General features: G+C 73.7%; 14 protein-coding genes. 11 read left to right on the top strand and 3 right to left on the bottom strand.

Annotated features, from left to right (window positions below; translation table 11 throughout):
* Positions 1 to 26: 26 nt before the first annotated feature.
* Entirely contained in the window at positions 27 to 920 is an 894-nt protein-coding gene (locus KK483_RS06515; RefSeq protein ID WP_262009373.1) for a hypothetical protein, read from the top strand.
* The gene (locus KK483_RS06510) at positions 812 to 1,639 is read left to right on the top strand and encodes a tetratricopeptide repeat protein (protein ID WP_262009372.1); all 828 of its coding nucleotides are present in this window, start codon (positions 812 to 814) and stop codon (positions 1,637 to 1,639) included. The genes KK483_RS06515 and KK483_RS06510 overlap by 109 nt, the downstream gene beginning before the upstream one ends.
* A gap of 74 nt (positions 1,640 to 1,713) precedes the next feature.
* Here KK483_RS06510 and KK483_RS06505 read toward each other — a convergent pair whose 3' ends face one another.
* Complete coding sequence (locus KK483_RS06505; protein ID WP_262004252.1) at positions 1,714 to 2,994, bottom strand: DUF1015 domain-containing protein; 1,281 nt, start codon at positions 2,992 to 2,994, stop codon at positions 1,714 to 1,716.
* A 104-nt stretch (positions 2,995 to 3,098) separates the two neighbouring features.
* Between KK483_RS06505 and KK483_RS06500 the strand changes: the two genes are divergently transcribed.
* The 4 genes from KK483_RS06500 to KK483_RS06485 all read left to right on the top strand — a co-directional run bounded on the left by KK483_RS06500 (position 3,099) and on the right by KK483_RS06485 (position 7,463).
* Positions 3,099 to 4,127 carry an HAD-IIA family hydrolase gene (locus tag KK483_RS06500; RefSeq protein ID WP_262004251.1) on the top strand — a complete coding sequence of 343 codons (1,029 nt, stop codon included), beginning with the start codon at positions 3,099 to 3,101 and terminating at the stop codon, positions 4,125 to 4,127.
* A gap of 158 nt (positions 4,128 to 4,285) precedes the next feature.
* Positions 4,286 to 5,353 (top strand): iron ABC transporter permease, encoded by a 1,068-nt coding sequence (locus KK483_RS06495; RefSeq protein WP_262004250.1) that lies wholly within the window; start codon positions 4,286 to 4,288, stop codon positions 5,351 to 5,353.
* Positions 5,350 to 6,387: an iron chelate uptake ABC transporter family permease subunit gene (locus KK483_RS06490; RefSeq protein WP_262004249.1), complete on the top strand. Its 1,038-nt coding sequence runs from the start codon at positions 5,350 to 5,352 to the stop codon at positions 6,385 to 6,387. Before KK483_RS06495 ends, KK483_RS06490 begins: the two co-directional genes overlap by 4 nt.
* 149 nt (positions 6,388 to 6,536) lie before the next feature.
* Entirely contained in the window at positions 6,537 to 7,463 is a 927-nt protein-coding gene (locus KK483_RS06485) for an ABC transporter ATP-binding protein (protein ID WP_262004248.1), read from the top strand.
* Here the strand turns inward: KK483_RS06485 and KK483_RS06480 are convergent.
* Positions 7,447 to 7,794, bottom strand: a complete 348-nt coding sequence (locus KK483_RS06480) for an SCP2 sterol-binding domain-containing protein (protein ID WP_262004247.1) — start codon at positions 7,792 to 7,794, stop codon at positions 7,447 to 7,449. The two genes, KK483_RS06485 and KK483_RS06480, sit on opposite strands and share 17 nt — an antisense overlap.
* A 42-nt stretch (positions 7,795 to 7,836) precedes the next feature.
* Between KK483_RS06480 and KK483_RS06475 the strand changes: the two genes are divergently transcribed.
* The 5 genes from KK483_RS06475 (at position 7,837) to KK483_RS06455 (ending at position 13,003) form a co-directional block, all read left to right on the top strand.
* Positions 7,837 to 8,127, top strand: coding sequence for a hypothetical protein (locus KK483_RS06475; protein ID WP_262004246.1), 291 nt, complete (start codon positions 7,837 to 7,839; stop codon positions 8,125 to 8,127).
* 7 nt (positions 8,128 to 8,134) lie between these two features.
* The gene (locus tag KK483_RS06470) at positions 8,135 to 8,950 is read left to right on the top strand and encodes a TlyA family RNA methyltransferase (RefSeq protein ID WP_262004245.1); all 816 of its coding nucleotides are present in this window, start codon (positions 8,135 to 8,137) and stop codon (positions 8,948 to 8,950) included.
* Positions 8,947 to 9,882 carry an NAD kinase gene (locus tag KK483_RS06465; protein WP_262004244.1) on the top strand — a complete coding sequence of 312 codons (936 nt, stop codon included), beginning with the start codon at positions 8,947 to 8,949 and terminating at the stop codon, positions 9,880 to 9,882. The genes KK483_RS06470 and KK483_RS06465 overlap by 4 nt, the downstream gene beginning before the upstream one ends.
* Positions 9,883 to 10,016: 134 nt before the next feature.
* On the top strand, positions 10,017 to 11,735 hold the full coding sequence (gene recN / locus KK483_RS06460; RefSeq protein ID WP_262009371.1) for a DNA repair protein RecN: 1,719 nt from the start codon (positions 10,017 to 10,019) through the stop codon (positions 11,733 to 11,735).
* Between the two features lie 158 nt (positions 11,736 to 11,893).
* Positions 11,894 to 13,003, top strand: coding sequence for a glycosyltransferase family 4 protein (locus KK483_RS06455; protein ID WP_262004243.1), 1,110 nt, complete (start codon positions 11,894 to 11,896; stop codon positions 13,001 to 13,003).
* Positions 13,004 to 13,350: 347 nt separating this feature from the next.
* Here KK483_RS06455 and KK483_RS06450 read toward each other — a convergent pair whose 3' ends face one another.
* Positions 13,351 to 14,979 (bottom strand): PucR family transcriptional regulator, encoded by a 1,629-nt coding sequence (locus tag KK483_RS06450; RefSeq protein ID WP_262004242.1) that lies wholly within the window; start codon positions 14,977 to 14,979, stop codon positions 13,351 to 13,353.
* Between the last annotated feature and the right edge of the window lie 13 nt (positions 14,980 to 14,992).

Genomic DNA, 14,992 nt, shown 5'->3' with positions numbered 1-14,992 from the left:
CGACAGCCGTGGTGGATACGGGCGTCGTGACGATCGCAGGGACGATCGCCGTGATGACCGTAGGGACGACAACCGTGGCGGTGGCTTCCGTCACGATGACCGTCGTGATGACCGCGGTGGCTCCGGCTCCTTCCCCCGGGACGACCGTGGTTATGGCCGCCGTGACGACCGGCGCGATGACAGTCGCGGTGGCCGTTTCCCGCGTGATGACCGTGGTCCGCGTCGGGACGATGACCGTGGTGGGTTCCGTCGTGATGACCGTGGTCCGCGTCGGGACGACGATCGTGGTGGGTTCCGTCGTGATGACCGCGGGCCCCGTCGGGACGACGATCGTGGTGGGTTCCGCCGTGACGACCGTGGTCCGCGTCGGGACGATGACCGTGGTGGGTTCCGCCGTGACGACCGTGGTCCGCGTCGGGACGATGACCGTGGTGGGTTCCGCCGTGACGACCGCGCGCCTCGCCGTGATGACGATCGTGGCGGGTTCCGCCGTGACGACCGTAGGGACGACAACCGTGGCGGTGGCTTCCGTCGCGATGACCGTCGTGATGACCGTGGTCCGCGTCGGGATGACGATCGTGGTGGTTACCGCCGTGACGACCGTGGGCCCCGTCGGGACGATGACCGTGGTGGGTTCCGTCGTGACGATCGCGGGCCCCGTCGGGACGACCGGCCGCGTGGGCCGCGTCGGGACGATCGGGACCAGGGCGGTTACCGCGGGCGGGACGACCGTGGCGGCGGGTACGGGCGCCGCGACGACCGGGACCGCGGCGACCGTGGGCGCGATCGGGACCGTGAGCCCATCAAGCGGCTGCCGATCCCCGAGGACGTCACGGGCGAGGAGATCGACAAGGACGTACGGCAGGAGCTTCAGAGCCTGCCCAAGGGACTCGCCGAGGACGTCGCCAAGAACCTCGTGATGGTCGCGCGGCTGATCGACGAGGAGCCGGAGCAGGCGTACGGGTACTCGCGGGTAGCGCTGCGGCTCGCCTCGCGCGTCGCCGCCGTCCGCGAGGCCGCGGGCTTCGCCGCGTACGCGACGCAGAAGTACTCGGAGGCGCTTGCCGAGTTCCGGGCTGCTCGCCGGATGACCGGAAGCGTCGAGCTCTGGCCTGTGATGGCCGACTGCGAGCGTGGACTCGGCCGGCCCGAGCGGGCGCTGGCGATGGCCGGTGAGCCGGAGGTGCAGAAGCTCGACAAGGCCGGGCAGGTCGAGATGCGGCTGGTCGCCGCCGGTGCGCGGCGTGACATGGATCAGTTGGAGGCCGCCATCGTCACGCTGCAGAGCCCGGAGCTGGCGTCGAACTCCGTGCAGCCGTGGACCGCGCGCCTGCGGTACGCCTACGCCGACGCGCTGCTGGCCGCCGGACGCGAGGACGAGGCGCGCGAGTGGTTCGCCAAGGCCGTCGAGGCCGACAAGGACGGGTCCACGGACGCGTCCGACCGGCTCGCCGAGATGGACGGAGTGGAGTTCGTCGACGCGCTCACCGACGACTCCGAGGGTGCCGAGCCCGTCGCTGACCGGACCACCGGCGACTCAGCTGCCTCCCCGGAGCGGCACGAGGACGAGCAGCACGACCAGGGCCAGGGCCAGGACCAGGACGACGACCACGGTCAGGACCGGGACGACAACAGCTGACCCGGCGGCCCGGAAGGGTCCCCGCGCACAAAGAAGGGCCGGCACCCGCCACGGGTGCCGGCCCTTCGCTGTCTTCAGCCGAGGTGCAGGCTGCGCAGCACCAGTCCCGTCGCGGGCTTGGGCCCGAACGACGTGGACTTCCTCGGCATGGTGACGCCCTGCCGTGCGAGCTCCCGGACGACGTCCTCCCGTACCGGATGCATCAGTACGGCCGTGCCGCCGCGCCGTTCGGCCTGCACCACGGCGGCCTCGGTGTCGTGGATGTACGTGATGTCCTCGGGCGTGTCCGGGATCCGCCAGACGTGCTCCAGGAGCGCGGAGTGCAGGACGGTCGCGTCGAGCTGCCGCCATGCGTCCGGGCGTCCGGCCGGGACCGTGCGGGACAGCAGGGCCGGGTCCGGGCGGTCCAGGAGATGGAAGCGGCCGTCGCCCGCGAGCAGGAAGGCGTTGCCCTCGCCCGCCGCCGCGGCCAGTGACTCCAGGGCGCGGGGGAGCGGCCCCTCGACGTCCTGGACGCGGAAGTGGCCCTTGACGGCGGTCAGGGCGTCGCTGACCGGGAGCCGGTTGAGCAGGCGGTGGATGGCGCGTACGCGGAGCGGATAGCGGGCCGTGTCGATCAGCAGCACCAGACCGTAGTTCCACGCGCCGGGGACGGGCCGTTCGTCGCGGAGCCGCAGGTAGGTGGCCCAGCGGTGGTGGCCGTCGGCGATCAGTGCCTGGTGGCGGGCGAGGTCGGCGGAGATCCGGGTCAGGTCGTCCGGGTCGGTGACCGCCCACAGACGGTGGCTGAAGCCGTCCTCCGTGGTCGTCGACAGCAGCGGGCTGCCGAGGACGATCCGCTCCATGACGGCGGTGGCCCCGGTCGCGGTGCCGTCGCTGCGGTACGTCAGCAGCAGCGGCTCCAGATTGGCCGACGTGGTGCGCATCAGGGCCGCACGGTCGGCCACCACGTGCGGCATGACGTCCTCGTGCGGGAGCACGATGCCCTCGTCGGGCGTGGACAGGGCGAGCGCGCCGATGATGCCGCGTTGCAGGATGTCGTCCTTGCGCTGCTCGTAGACGTACAGCGCGGGCTCGGGGTCGAGGGCGAGGATGCCTTCGGCGACCCAGCGGTCCAGGGTTTCGGCGGCCTGCTGGTGGCGGGCGGCGGGGGTATCGGCCTGGGGGAGGATCAGCCGGACGATGTTGTGGGGGTCGGCGGACTCCAGGTGGTGCAGTCCGTCGGGGCGCACGACGACGTCGTACGGGGGCGAGGTCACGGCGGCGAGGCTGCCGATCCGCTCGGGGACGTAGCGCAGTCCGCGGAACGGGACCATGTGCAGGCCGCCGTTGGCCGCATGACCTCTCGTGTTCATTGATGCATCGTAAGTGGCCGACGGGATGAGCGATGATCGGGGGAGTGCCGATGGCGCAAAGCCACGGGGCGGATCGCAGGTGTGTGAGCGAGGAGCGGACCAGCATGGACGAGCGGGGCAGGACCAGGCCGAGCGGTAGTGCGCAGGCGCTGAGCCAGGCGTATGACACGGCCCTGCTCGACCTGGACGGGGTCGTGTACGCGGGCGGGGAGGCGATCGCGTACGCCGTCGAGGCGCTCGGGGCGGCGCGCGGCGGCGGGATGCATCTCGCGTACGTCACGAACAACGCGCTGCGGACGCCGGACGCGGTGGCGCGCCATCTGACCGAGCTGGGTGTGCCGGCCGCTCCGGCCGACGTCATCACCTCGGCGCAGGCCGTGGCGAGGCTGATCGCCGAGCAGGTTCCCGCGGGTGCGCGGGTGTTGGTCGTGGGTGGCGAGGGGCTGCGGGTCGCGCTGCGTGAACGCGGCCTGGAGCCGGTGGACTCCGCGGACGACGATCCGGCCGCCGTGGTGCAGGGGTACGGCGGTCCCGAGCTGGCGTGGGGGCGGTTCGCAGAAGCGTGCTACGCGGTCGCGCGAGGGGTGCCGTGGTTCGCGTCGAACACGGATCTGACGATTCCCAGCGCGCGGGGCATCGCGCCGGGCAACGGGGCCGCGGTCGAGGTGGTCCGGATCGCGACGGGCGGCACGCCGCAGGTGGCGGGGAAGCCGCTGCCTCCGATGCACAGGGAGACGATTCTGCGGACGGGCGCCGAGCGGCCGCTGGTGGTCGGGGACCGGCTGGACACGGACATCGAGGGTGCGTTCAACGGGGGTGTGGACTCGCTGCTCGTCCTGACCGGGGTGACGGACGCGGCGCAGCTGCTGGCCGCGGAGCCGAAGTACCGGCCGACATACGTGGACGCGGATCTGCGCGGGCTGCTGACCGGGCAGCCGGAGGTGACGGGCACCGCGGACGCGTTCGCCTGCGGGGGCTGGACGACGGCCGTGCGTGGTGACGCCCTCGTCCTGGAGGGGGACGGCGAAGCGATGGACGGGCTGCGGGCGTTGTGTGCCGCGGCGTGGACGCATGCCGAGGACGGGGCGGGCACGCTGGAGGCGGGGAAGGTGCTGGCGCGGCTCGGTCTGTGAGCCGGCTCGGTCCCTGAGCGACCGCGCGGCGGGCGCCGCGTCGGCTCTGTGAGCGGTGGGCGCCCCGGCGGGGCGTGGCGAGGCCCGGCGGGGCGTGGCGAGGCCTCGGGATGTTTCCCCCATCCGGGGGAAACTGCAGGGTAGGCTAACCTAACCGCGTGTTGGTCGACAGTCTTCCCGAACAGAGCGCTGAGCCGACGTCCGCAGCGCCCGAGACGGAGTCCGAGCCGCGCAGGCGCCATGCGCTGCGCGCTGCCGGGCTGCTGCTCGCCGTCGGCGTTCTGCTGCTGGTCTGTGTCGCGAGCATCGCGATCGGCGCCAAGTCGATCCCGGTCGGCGATGTGTGGCACGGCCTCTTCCACAACTCCGGTACCGGCAACGACGTGATCGTGCACGACGTGCGGGTGCCGCGGACCGTGCTCGGGCTGCTCGTGGGTGTGGCGCTCGGCCTCGCGGGCGCGGTGATGCAGGCGCTCACCCGCAATCCGCTCGCCGAGCCCGGGATCCTCGGGGTCAACGCGGGCGCCGCGGCCGCTGTCGTATCGGCCATCAGCTTCCTCGGTGTCACCACCCTCTCCGGCTACGTGTGGTTCGCCTTCCTGGGCGCCGGGGCCGTCTCGGTGGTCGTGTACGTCCTCGGCGGCACCCGCGGCGCCACGCCCGTGCGGCTCGCGCTCGCCGGCACCGCCGCCACGTACGTGCTCTTCGGGTACGTCAACGCCGTACAGCTGCTCGACTCCGCGGCGCTGGACCGGCTCCGCTTCTGGTCCGTCGGATCGCTCGCCTCGGCCGACCCCGGGACGATCACCAAGGTGGCGCCCTTCATCGGCGTGGGCGTGGTCCTTGCGCTGCTGATCGCCCGTCCGCTGAACGCGATGGAGATGGGTGACGACACGGCGCGGGCGCTGGGCGCGCATCTGACGCGTACCCGCGTCCTGGCCATGGTCGCCATCACCCTGCTCTGCGGTGCCGCGACCGCCGCCTGCGGGCCCATCGTCTTCATCGGCCTGATGGTGCCGCACCTGGTCCGGGCCATCACCGGTCCCGACATGCGGTGGATCCTGCCGTACGCGGCCGTGCTGTCGCCCGTGCTGCTGCTCGGCTCCGACGTCATCGGCCGGGTCGTCGCCCGCCCCTCCGAACTCCAGGTCGGCATCGTCACCGCGGTCATCGGCGGTCCGGTCTTCATCTACCTCGTACGCCGCAAGAGGATGGCGCAGCTGTGAGAGCCGTGAAAGCGATACGCACCCCCGGCGGGTTCTCCGTCCGTGTGGACCGGAGGGCCTCGGCCGTCGTCGTGCTGCTCGTCGCCGCGGCCCTGGCCACGGCGGTCGTGCTCGTCGGCAGCGGCGACTTCCCGATGGCGCCCGGCGACGTCGTCGCCACACTGCTCGGCGACGGCACGCCCGCGCAGGAGTTCATCGTGCGGGACGTGCGGCTGCCGCGGGTCCTGGTCGGGCTGCTGGTCGGCGCGGCGCTCGCGGTGGGCGGCGCCGTCTTCCAGTCGCTGTCGCGCAACCCGCTGGGCAGCCCGGACGTGCTCGGTTTCAGCCATGGCTCGGTGGTGGGCGCGCTGACCGTGATCGTCCTGTTCCAGGGCGACGCGTTCGCCGTCGCGGGCGGTGCGGTCGTCGGCGGTCTGGTCACGGGGGCCGGCGTCTATCTGCTCGCGTGGCGGCGGGGCGTGCACGGCTACCGGCTGGTGCTGGTCGGTATCGGCGTCGCGGCGATGCTCACCGGCGTCATCCACTACCTCCTCACCAAGGCCAACCTGGTCGACGCGACCCGTGCCGTGCTGTGGATGACCGGCTCGCTCGACGGCCGCGACTGGACGCAGTTCTGGCCGCTGCTCGCCGTCTGCGCGGTGCTGGTCCCGCTGTGCCTCGCCTTCGGACGGCCGCTGCGGATGCTGGAGATGGGCGACGACGCGGCGTACGCGCTCGGGGTCCGCGTCGAGTGGACCCGGGCCGTCCTCATCGCTTCCGCCGTGCTGCTCACCGCCGTCGCGACGGCCGCGGCCGGTCCCGTCGCCTTCGTGGCGCTGAGCGCGCCGCAGCTGGCGCGCCGGCTCACCCGCTCGCCCGGCCCGAACATCGCCGCGTCCGCCGTGATGGGCGCCGCCCTGCTGGTGAGCGCCGACTGGGTCGCCACCTCGGCGTTCGGCGACCGGGAGCTGCCGGTCGGTGTCGTCACGGGTGTGCTCGGCGGTGTCTACCTGCTCTGGCTGCTCGTCACCGAGCGCAAGGCGGGGCGCGTGTGAACGCCGTCCCGCGTCCGGCTGTCCCGCAGCCGCCCGGCTCGCAGTTGCCTGGCCCGCAACCGACCGGCGCGCAACCGACCGACCCGCGTCCGACCGACCCGCAACCGACCGACCCGCGTCCGACCGAGAAGAACCCCAGGAGTACGTCCATGCAGCGCCTCACCGCGGAGTCGGTCACCCTCGCCTACGACCAGTGGGTCATCGCCGAGGACCTCTCGGTCGAGATACCCGACAACTCCTTCACCGTGATCGTCGGCCCCAACGCCTGCGGAAAGTCCACCCTGCTGCGCGCCCTGTCACGGATGCTGAAGCCCAGCGGGGGCCGGGTGCTGCTCGACGGGCAGACGATCCACTCGATGCCGGCGAAGAAGGTCGCGAGGACCCTCGGCCTGCTGCCCCAGTCGTCGATCGCCCCCGACGGCATCACCGTCGGCGATCTCGTCGCCCGCGGCCGCTACCCGCACCAGGGCCTGCTGCGCCAGTGGTCCACGGAGGACGAGCGCGTCGTCCAGGAGTCGATGGCCGCGACGGGCGTTGCCGAGCTGGCCGACCGGTACGTCGACGAGCTCTCCGGCGGCCAGCGCCAGCGCGTCTGGATCGCGATGGCCCTCGCCCAGCAGACCCCGCTGCTGCTCCTCGACGAGCCGACGACCTTCCTCGACATCCAGCACCAGCTGGAGGTGCTCGACCTCTGCGCCGAGCTGCACGAGAACCAGGGCCGCACCCTGGTGGCCGTCCTGCACGACCTCAACCAGGCCGCCCGCTACGCCACGCACCTGATCGCGATGCGCGGCGGGCGGATCGAGGCCGAGGGCGCGCCGGGCGACGTGGTCACCGCCGAGCTGGTCGAGCAGGTCTTCGGGGTGCGCGCGCAGGTCATCGACGACCCGGAGACGGGCACGCCGCTGGTGGTGCCGCTGGCCCGGCGCCGTAACGCCAATGCCAAAGCCCACGCTGACGCCGCACCGCACGCTGACGCCGAAGCCCACGCTGACGCCGAGGCGAAGCCATCTGAGGGGGCCGCCCCCGCAAGGACGGCGACGGCGGCCACGGGGGCGACTACAGCAGCGCCCTGAGGCGCAGCAGATCGCGGAGGCCGGCTTCGAGCCTGACCCGGCCCGAGGCCCAGGCCCGGGCGAAGTTCAGTTCTCCGTCGACCATCGACACCAGATCGTCACCGGTCATCGCCAGCCGGATCTCCGCCTTCTGCCCCGGCGGGCCGTCGTGGGTGTCCATCACCTCGATCCGGCCCGCCGCGAGGCGCCCGGTGAACGTGATGTCCAGGTCCTTGATGTGGCAGCTCAGGGAACGGTCGAGCACGGCCGCGCTGCGCACCTCGCCGTTCGCCTTCGCCAGGTTGTCCGAAAGTCTGTCGAGTGCGCTGCGGCACTCCTCCGTCGTCGCCATCGTGATCGACGGTACCCCAGGGCTTCGCGATAGCGTCTTGGCATGAGCGACTCGATGACGGGCCCCGCCACGGAAGCCTCCGAGGAGGCCGCGCCGGCGGCCGAGGCGTACGACCCCGCCGCGCCCGCCCCCCTCGGCGTCGAGCGCACCCCCACCGGCAACGCCGACGTCGACGCCCGGCTGGAGCGGCTGGCCGATGCCGACCACCTCCCGGCGGACGGACACCTGGAGGTGTACGAGGATGTACACAGGGGGTTGCGCGACACGCTGACCGCGCTCGACGCGCGCCCCCAGCCCTCGCCTTCCGCACCCCCGTACAACGACAGGAGCTGAACCGAACGTGGCAGGAGTGGCACGCCGCCGTCTCGACGCCGAGCTGGTACGCCGCAAGCTCGCCCGCTCGCGCGAGCACGCGAGCCAGCTGATCGCGGCGGGGCGGGTGACCGTCGGCGGCAACACCGCGACGAAGTCCGCCACCCAGGTCGAGACGGCCGCCGCCATCGTCGTCGCCCAGGACGACGGCGACCCCGAGTACGTCTCGCGCGGCGGCCACAAGCTCGCGGGCGCCCTCGCCGCCTTCGTACCCCAGGGGCTGAAGGTCGAGGGACGGCGGGCGCTGGACGCGGGCGCGTCCACCGGCGGCTTCACGGACGTGCTGCTCAGAGCGGGTGCGGCGCAGGTCGTCGCCGTGGACGTCGGGTACGGCCAGCTCGCCTGGTCCCTCCAGAGCGATGAACGCGTCACCGTCAAGGACCGTACGAATGTGCGTGAGTTGACCCTGGAGGCGATCGACGGGGAGGCGGTGGACCTGATCGTGGGGGACCTGTCCTTCATCCCGCTCGGCCTCGTGCTGCCCGCGCTCGTACGGTGCACGGCGCCCGGCGCGGATCTCGTCCTGATGGTCAAGCCGCAGTTCGAGGTGGGCAAGGAGCGGCTCGGCAGCGGCGGAGTGGTGCGCAGCCCCGAGCTGCGCGCGGAGGCGGTGCGGACCGTGGCGCGGCAGGCCGCGGGGCTCGGCCTCGGAGTGCAGGGCGTGACCGCCAGCCCGCTGCCCGGACCCTCCGGCAATGTCGAGTACTTTCTGTGGCTCCGGGCCGGGGCGCCCGAGCTGGACCCGGCGGATGTCGATCGTGCAGTGGCGGAGGGGCCGCGGTGACCGATACGAGCGGTACGAGGACGGGCGGGGGGACGGGCGGGACACGGACCGTCTTCCTGCTGGCGCACACGGGACGGCCTGCGGCGATCCGCAGTGCCGAGCTGGTCGTGCAGGGCCTGCTGCGGGCGGGCCTCGGGGTGCGGGTGCTCGCCTTCGAGGCGGCCGACCTGCCGCTGCCCCCGGACGTGGAGACGGTGCCCGAGGCCACGCCCGAGGTGCTCGACGGCTGCGAACTGCTGATCGTGCTCGGCGGCGACGGGACGCTGCTGCGGGGCGCGGAGTTCGCCCGGGCCTCCGGTGTGCCGATGCTCGGCGTCAACCTGGGTCGGGTCGGCTTCCTGGCGGAGGCGGAGCGGGACGACCTCGACAAGGTCGTCGACCGGGTGGTGACGCGGTCGTACGAGGTCGAGGAGCGGATGACCATCGACGTCGTCGTCCGCACCAACGGTGACGTCGTGCACCGGGACTGGGCGCTGAACGAGGCAGCCGTGCAGAAGGTCTCGGCCGAGCGGATGCTGGAGGTCGTCCTGGAGATCGACGGCCGGCCGGTGACCGGCTTCGGCTGCGACGGCATCGTCTGCGCGACTCCCACCGGGTCGACCGCGTACGCCTTCTCGGCCGGCGGGCCCGTGGTGTGGCCGGAGGTCGAGGCGCTGCTGATGGTGCCGATCAGCGCGCACGCCCTCTTCGCGAAGCCGCTGGTGACGTCGGTGACGTCCGTCCTCGCGGTCGAGGTCCAGCCGGGGACGCCGCACGGGGTGCTGTGGTGCGACGGCCGCCGCATGGTGGAGCTGCCGCCGGCGGCGCGTGTGGAGGTCCGGCGGGGCGCGGTGCCGGTGCGGCTGGCGCGGCTGCACCACGCGTCCTTCACGAACCGGCTGGTCGCGAAATTCGCGCTGCCGGTGTCGGGGTGGCGCGGCGCGCCGCACTGAGGTGAGCCGCACCGAGGTGAGCCGCACCGAGGTGAGCCGCACCGAGGTGAGGGGTGCCCCCTGAGGGCGGAATGCCCGGGGGTCGTCGCACAGCCGGGTCCCGACCTCGTAAGGTCTTCCTCGTGTTGGAGGAGATGCGGATACGGTCGCTCGGGGTCATCGACGACGCAGTCGTCGAGCTGTCCCCCGGATTCACCGCGGTGACCGGTGAGACCGGCGCGGGCAAGACCATGGTCGTCACCAGCCTGGGGCTGCTGCTCGGCGGGCGAGCCGACCCTGCGCTCGTGCGGATCGGCGCCAAGTCGGCGGTCGTGGAGGGGCGGGTCACCATGCCCCCGGACGCGCCCGCGGCCGTACGGGCCGAGGAGGCCGGGGCCGAGCTGGACGACGGCGCTCTGCTGATCAGCCGGACCGTCTCGGCCGAGGGGCGCTCCCGCGCCCATATCGGCGGGCGTTCCGTGCCCGTCGGCATGCTCACCGAGCTGGCCGACGAGCTCGTCGCCGTCCACGGGCAGACCGACCAGCAGGGCCTGCTCAAGCCGGCCCGGCAGCGGGGGGCCCTGGACCGGTACGCGGGCGACGCGGTCGCCGGGCCGCACGCCAAGTACCTGGCGGCGTACCGTCGGCTCAAGGCCGTCTCCACTGAGCTGGCCGAGCTGACCACGCGCGCCCGTGAGCGCGCTCAGGAAGCCGATCTGCTGCGGTTCGGGCTGAACGAGGTCGCCGGTGTCGAACCGCGCGCCGGGGAGGACCTGGAGCTGGCCGCCGAGGCCGAGCGGCTGGGCCACGCCGAGGCCCTCGCCTCCGCCGCGTCGCTCGCCCACGGCGCGCTCGTCGGCAATCCCGAGGACCCCGAGGGCGTCGACGCCACGACCCTCGTCGCGGGCGCCGGGCGCGCCCTGGACTCCGTACGCTCCCACGACCCGGCGCTCGCTGCGCTCGCCGACCGGATGGGCGAGATCTCCATCCTGCTCGCCGATGTGGCGGGGGAGCTCGCCGGATACGCCGACGACCTCGACGCCGACCCGCTGCGGCTGGCGGCCGTGGAGGAGCGGCGGGCCGCGCTCACCGGACTCACCCGCAAGTACGGCGAGGACATCAACGCCGTGCTCGCCTGGGCCGAGGAAGGCGCCGGGCGCCTCACCGAGCTTGAGGGCGACGACGACCGGATCGACGAGCTGACCGCGGAGCGCGACGCGCTGCGAGCCGAACTGTCCGGGCTGGCCCAGGCGTTGACCGACGCCCGTACGGAGGCGGCGGCGCGGTTCGCGGAGGCGGTCACGGCGGAGCTGGCGCATCTCGCGATGCCGCACGCGCGGGTGACCATCGACATCCGGCAGTCCGACGACCCCGACGGGATCGAGGTCAACGGCCGCACCGTCGCGTACGCGTCGTCCGGCGCCGACGAGGTCGAACTGCTCCTCGCCCCGCACCCCGGCGCCCAGCCCCGCCCGATCGCCAAGGGCGCATCCGGCGGTGAGCTGTCGCGCGTCATGCTCGCGGTGGAGGTCGTCTTCGCGGGGACCGACCCCGTGCCGACCTACCTCTTCGACGAGGTCGACGCGGGCGTCGGCGGCAAGGCGGCGGTCGAGATCGGCCGGCGGCTGGCGAAGCTCGCGAAGTCCGCGCAGGTCGTCGTCGTCACTCACCTGCCCCAGGTGGCGGCCTTCGCCGATCGCCAACTGCTCGTCGAGAAGACCGACGACGGCTCCGTCACCCGCTCCGGCGTCACCGTCCTGGAGGGCGAGGACCGTGTGCGGGAGCTGTCACGCATGCTGGCCGGTCAGGAGGACTCCCAGACGGCCCGGGCCCACGCGGAGGAGCTCCTGGCGACGGCCCGGGCGGAGGTCTGAGGGGGCCGACGCCCGCCCCCTGGGCACCGGTCCGGCCGGACCACGGAGTTCGCGCGCTCACCCATGTGAGTGATCCGAACCGTGCAGTTGAGGCGCCGGACACGGCCAGGACGTCCCGGCGGTGCCGGAACGTGCGTACGGACTGGCATCCTTGGCGCGTGACACAGCTGCGTACGGTCCAGGTGCTGGGCGGCGGCAGTGCGGGCAGCAGCGCTCATGTCAGGTCACTGGCCGCGGGGCTGGTGGCGCGGGGTGTGCGGGTGACCGTGTGCGCCCCCGCGCATGTGGAGCACGACTACGACTTTCTCGGCGCGGGGGCGCACTTCGCGCCCGTGCCGCGGCGCAGCGACCCCGCGGCGGTCGGCGCCCTGCGTGCCGTGTGCAGCGGCGCCGATGTCGTACACGCGCACGGGCTGCACGCCGCCTTGCGCGTGGGGCTCGCGCTCGCCGGGCAGCGCAGGGTGCCGCTGGTCGTCACCTGGCACACCCGCGCGCACGCCGCGGGAGCGCGGGGTCGGCTGCTGGGGCTGCTGGAGCGCAGGGCCGTGCGCGCGGCCGCGGTGGTGCTCGGCACCTCGTCCGAGCTCGTCGACCGGGCACGCGACCGGGGCGCGCGGGACGCCCGGCTCTCACCGGTGTCGGTGCCGGGACTCCGACGTCCTGCGGGCTCGTACGAGTCGTACGGGGCGTACGAGAGCAAGGCTCGCGCCGAACTCGGCGCCGTCGACAGGCCCTTGCTGATGGCCGTCGGCCGGCTGGAACCGGGCCGGGGGTACGAGACGCTCCTCGACGCGGCCCGCGACTGGCTCCGGCTCGATCCGGTGCCGCTGGTCGTCATCGCGGGGGAGGGGCACGAACGGGGCCCGCTCCAGAGGCGTATCGACGCCGAAGGACTGCCCGTGCGGCTCATCGGCCGCCGCGACGACGTCAGCGAGCTGCTGGCGGCGGCCGACCTGGCGCTGCTCCCCAGCCGCTGGGAGGCCCGCTCCCTCCTCGCCCAGGAGGCGCTGAGCCTCGGCGTGCCCCTGGTCGCGACCCGCGTCGGCGGCGTCCCCGAACTCGTCGGCGACGCCGCGGAACTGGTCCCGTACGGAGACTCCGCCGCACTCGCCGGGGCGGTCACCGGCCTCCTCGCCGACCCGGACCGCCGCGGGCGCCTGGCGGCGGCGGGCCTCGCGCAGGCGGCCACATGGCCGACGGAGGACGAGACGATCGCGCAGGTGCTGAGCATCTACGACGAACTCACCCGGCCCGGCACGGTGGCCTAGGGCGTGTTGCGAAAGTCCCGTCTGCGCGGCGGCGTCTGGCACGCACGCTCGCGGCGTTGTCGGTCGTCGGCGCAGCCCGCTGCGCTCTCCTTCCTCCGCCTTGCGATCGCACGCACCAGACGCCGCCGCGCCCGCCCTACGGGCGGACGACGCTACTTTCGCAACACGCCCTAGGCCATGTCGTTCGGATCCTGTCGGGCTCACGTGCCCCGGCCCACGCATCTGCTGCTCCCCCTGGGCCCTGCGGACCGGCATGTGCCCCCTACGTGGGTGCCGGACATGGCGCCGGGCACGGCCCAGGACCTGCCCGGATCACACCAGCCCGGCGGGCGCCCTGCAGACGGGGGCTACGACGTGTGTCGCCGGGCCCGCAGGGCCAGGGACAGTGCAAGCACCGTCTGCGGATCGTCCAGGTCCGTGCCCAGCAGCTCCGAGATGCGGGCCAGCCGGTTGTAGAGGGTCTGGCGGTTGAGGTGGAGTTCGCGGGCCGTCTCCGCCTTGCGGCCCGTGTGCGCCAGATACGTCTCCAGGGTGGGCAGCAGCGGCGGGCGCGACGTGCGGTCGTGGTCCCGCAGAGGGCCGATCGCACGGTCCACGAAGGCCGCCAGGTCCGGTTGGTCCCGCAGCCGCCACAGCAGCAGGTCGATGTCGAGGCGGCGCGCGTCGTACCAGGGCCGGTCGGCGAGGCCCTGGGCCGCCGTGGCCGTCTCGGCGGCGTGCCGCAGGCCCGCGGACGCCGCCGCCCAGCCGCCCGCGACGCCCACCACGACGACCGGCGGACGGGCGCCGGCCCGCTCCATGCCCGCGCGTTCGAGACCGGCGCGCAGGGCCGCGGCGACCCGGTCCGCCACCGCCGTGCGCTCCGGCTCGGAGCGCAGGCCGAGCAGCAGCGGCACCCGGCCCTCGACGGGACGTACGCCCAGCAGGACCGGGACGCCGACGGACGACAGCTCTTCGAGTACCGCGCGGGCGAGCAGCGACCAGCTCCCCGAGGGCACGGGCTCAGGGGCCAGTCGCATCACCACCGGCAGCAGCGGCCCTCCGCCCGGCTTGAAGCCGAGCACCCTGGCCTGTTCCGGCGCGTCCTCCGCCGAGATGCGGCCCTCGGCGAGGTCGGTGAGGAAGTCGCCGCGCCCGCGCGCCGCCAGCTCCTCCTCCTGGCGGGCCTGCATGAGCACCACGGCGAGCACACCGGCCGTACGCTCCGCCGCCATGCGGTGCACCGGCTGGAGCGGCCCCGAGACGGCGAGGAGGACCAGACGGGCGCGCACCGCGGCGGTCCCGTGCCCGCCGCCGGGCACATCGACCAGTACGGCGCCGGCCGGCGGGCCGGCCTCGCGCGCTGCCCGCTGGCCGCGCAGGCCCTCCCACACCTGGAGCGGATCGGCGGCGGCCGGGCCGGACTCGCTGCCCGCGGCGTACAGCAGCTGCCCGTCCGCGGTCTCCAGGAACACCGGGTTGGCCGTGAAGTCCGCGAGGATCCGCAGCACCTGGGGGATCCCGCCGCCGCCGAGGAGCGCCTCGGTGCACCGCCGGTGCACCTCCTCGGCGCGCTGGAGCAGCGCGTAGTGGTGGTTGACGATCTCGGTGTGGACCTCTTCCGTCACCGAGACGAACGGCACCTCGCGGTGCAGCTGGATCAGCGGCAGGCCCGCGGCGCGCGCCGCGTCGACGATGCTGGCGGGCAGCCGGGTGAAGCGCGGGCCGAGCTCGACGACCAGGGCCGCGATGCCGCGGTCCGCGAGCCGCCGTACGAAGGCGCGCTGTTCGGCGGGCCGGGTGCCGAGGCCGAGGCCGGTGGTGAGCAGGAGTTCGCCGCCCTTGAGCAGCGAGGCGATGTTCGGCACCTCACCGGCGTGCACCCAGCGCACGGTCCGGTTCAGCCCGTCGGCACCGGCGACGACCTCCGGGAGCCCGCCGCGGAGCCCTGGCAGCTCCAGCGCCCGCTGCACGGTGATCCCGCCCTGTGTTTCCATTGCCGGGACGCTA

Origin of the sequence: Streptomyces sp. FIT100, from assembly GCF_024584805.1 — a bacterium.
GTDB lineage: Bacteria > Actinomycetota > Actinomycetes > Streptomycetales > Streptomycetaceae > Streptomyces.
This window is presented reverse-complemented; position numbering and strand designations above follow the sequence as displayed.

Coding starts and splice junctions, on each gene's coding strand:
- KK483_RS06500 (WP_262004251.1), top strand. CDS start 3,099: ATGGACGAGCGGGGCAGGACCAGGCCGAGCGGTAGTGCGCAGGCGCTG.
- KK483_RS06505 (WP_262004252.1), bottom strand. CDS start 2,994: ATGAACACGAGAGGTCATGCGGCCAACGGCGGCCTGCACATGGTCCCG.
- KK483_RS06485 (WP_262004248.1), top strand. CDS start 6,537: ATGCAGCGCCTCACCGCGGAGTCGGTCACCCTCGCCTACGACCAGTGG.
- KK483_RS06475 (WP_262004246.1), top strand. CDS start 7,837: ATGAGCGACTCGATGACGGGCCCCGCCACGGAAGCCTCCGAGGAGGCC.
- KK483_RS06450 (WP_262004242.1), bottom strand. CDS start 14,979: ATGGAAACACAGGGCGGGATCACCGTGCAGCGGGCGCTGGAGCTGCCA.
- KK483_RS06480 (WP_262004247.1), bottom strand. CDS start 7,794: ATGGCGACGACGGAGGAGTGCCGCAGCGCACTCGACAGACTTTCGGAC.
- recN (WP_262009371.1), top strand. CDS start 10,017: ATGCGGATACGGTCGCTCGGGGTCATCGACGACGCAGTCGTCGAGCTG.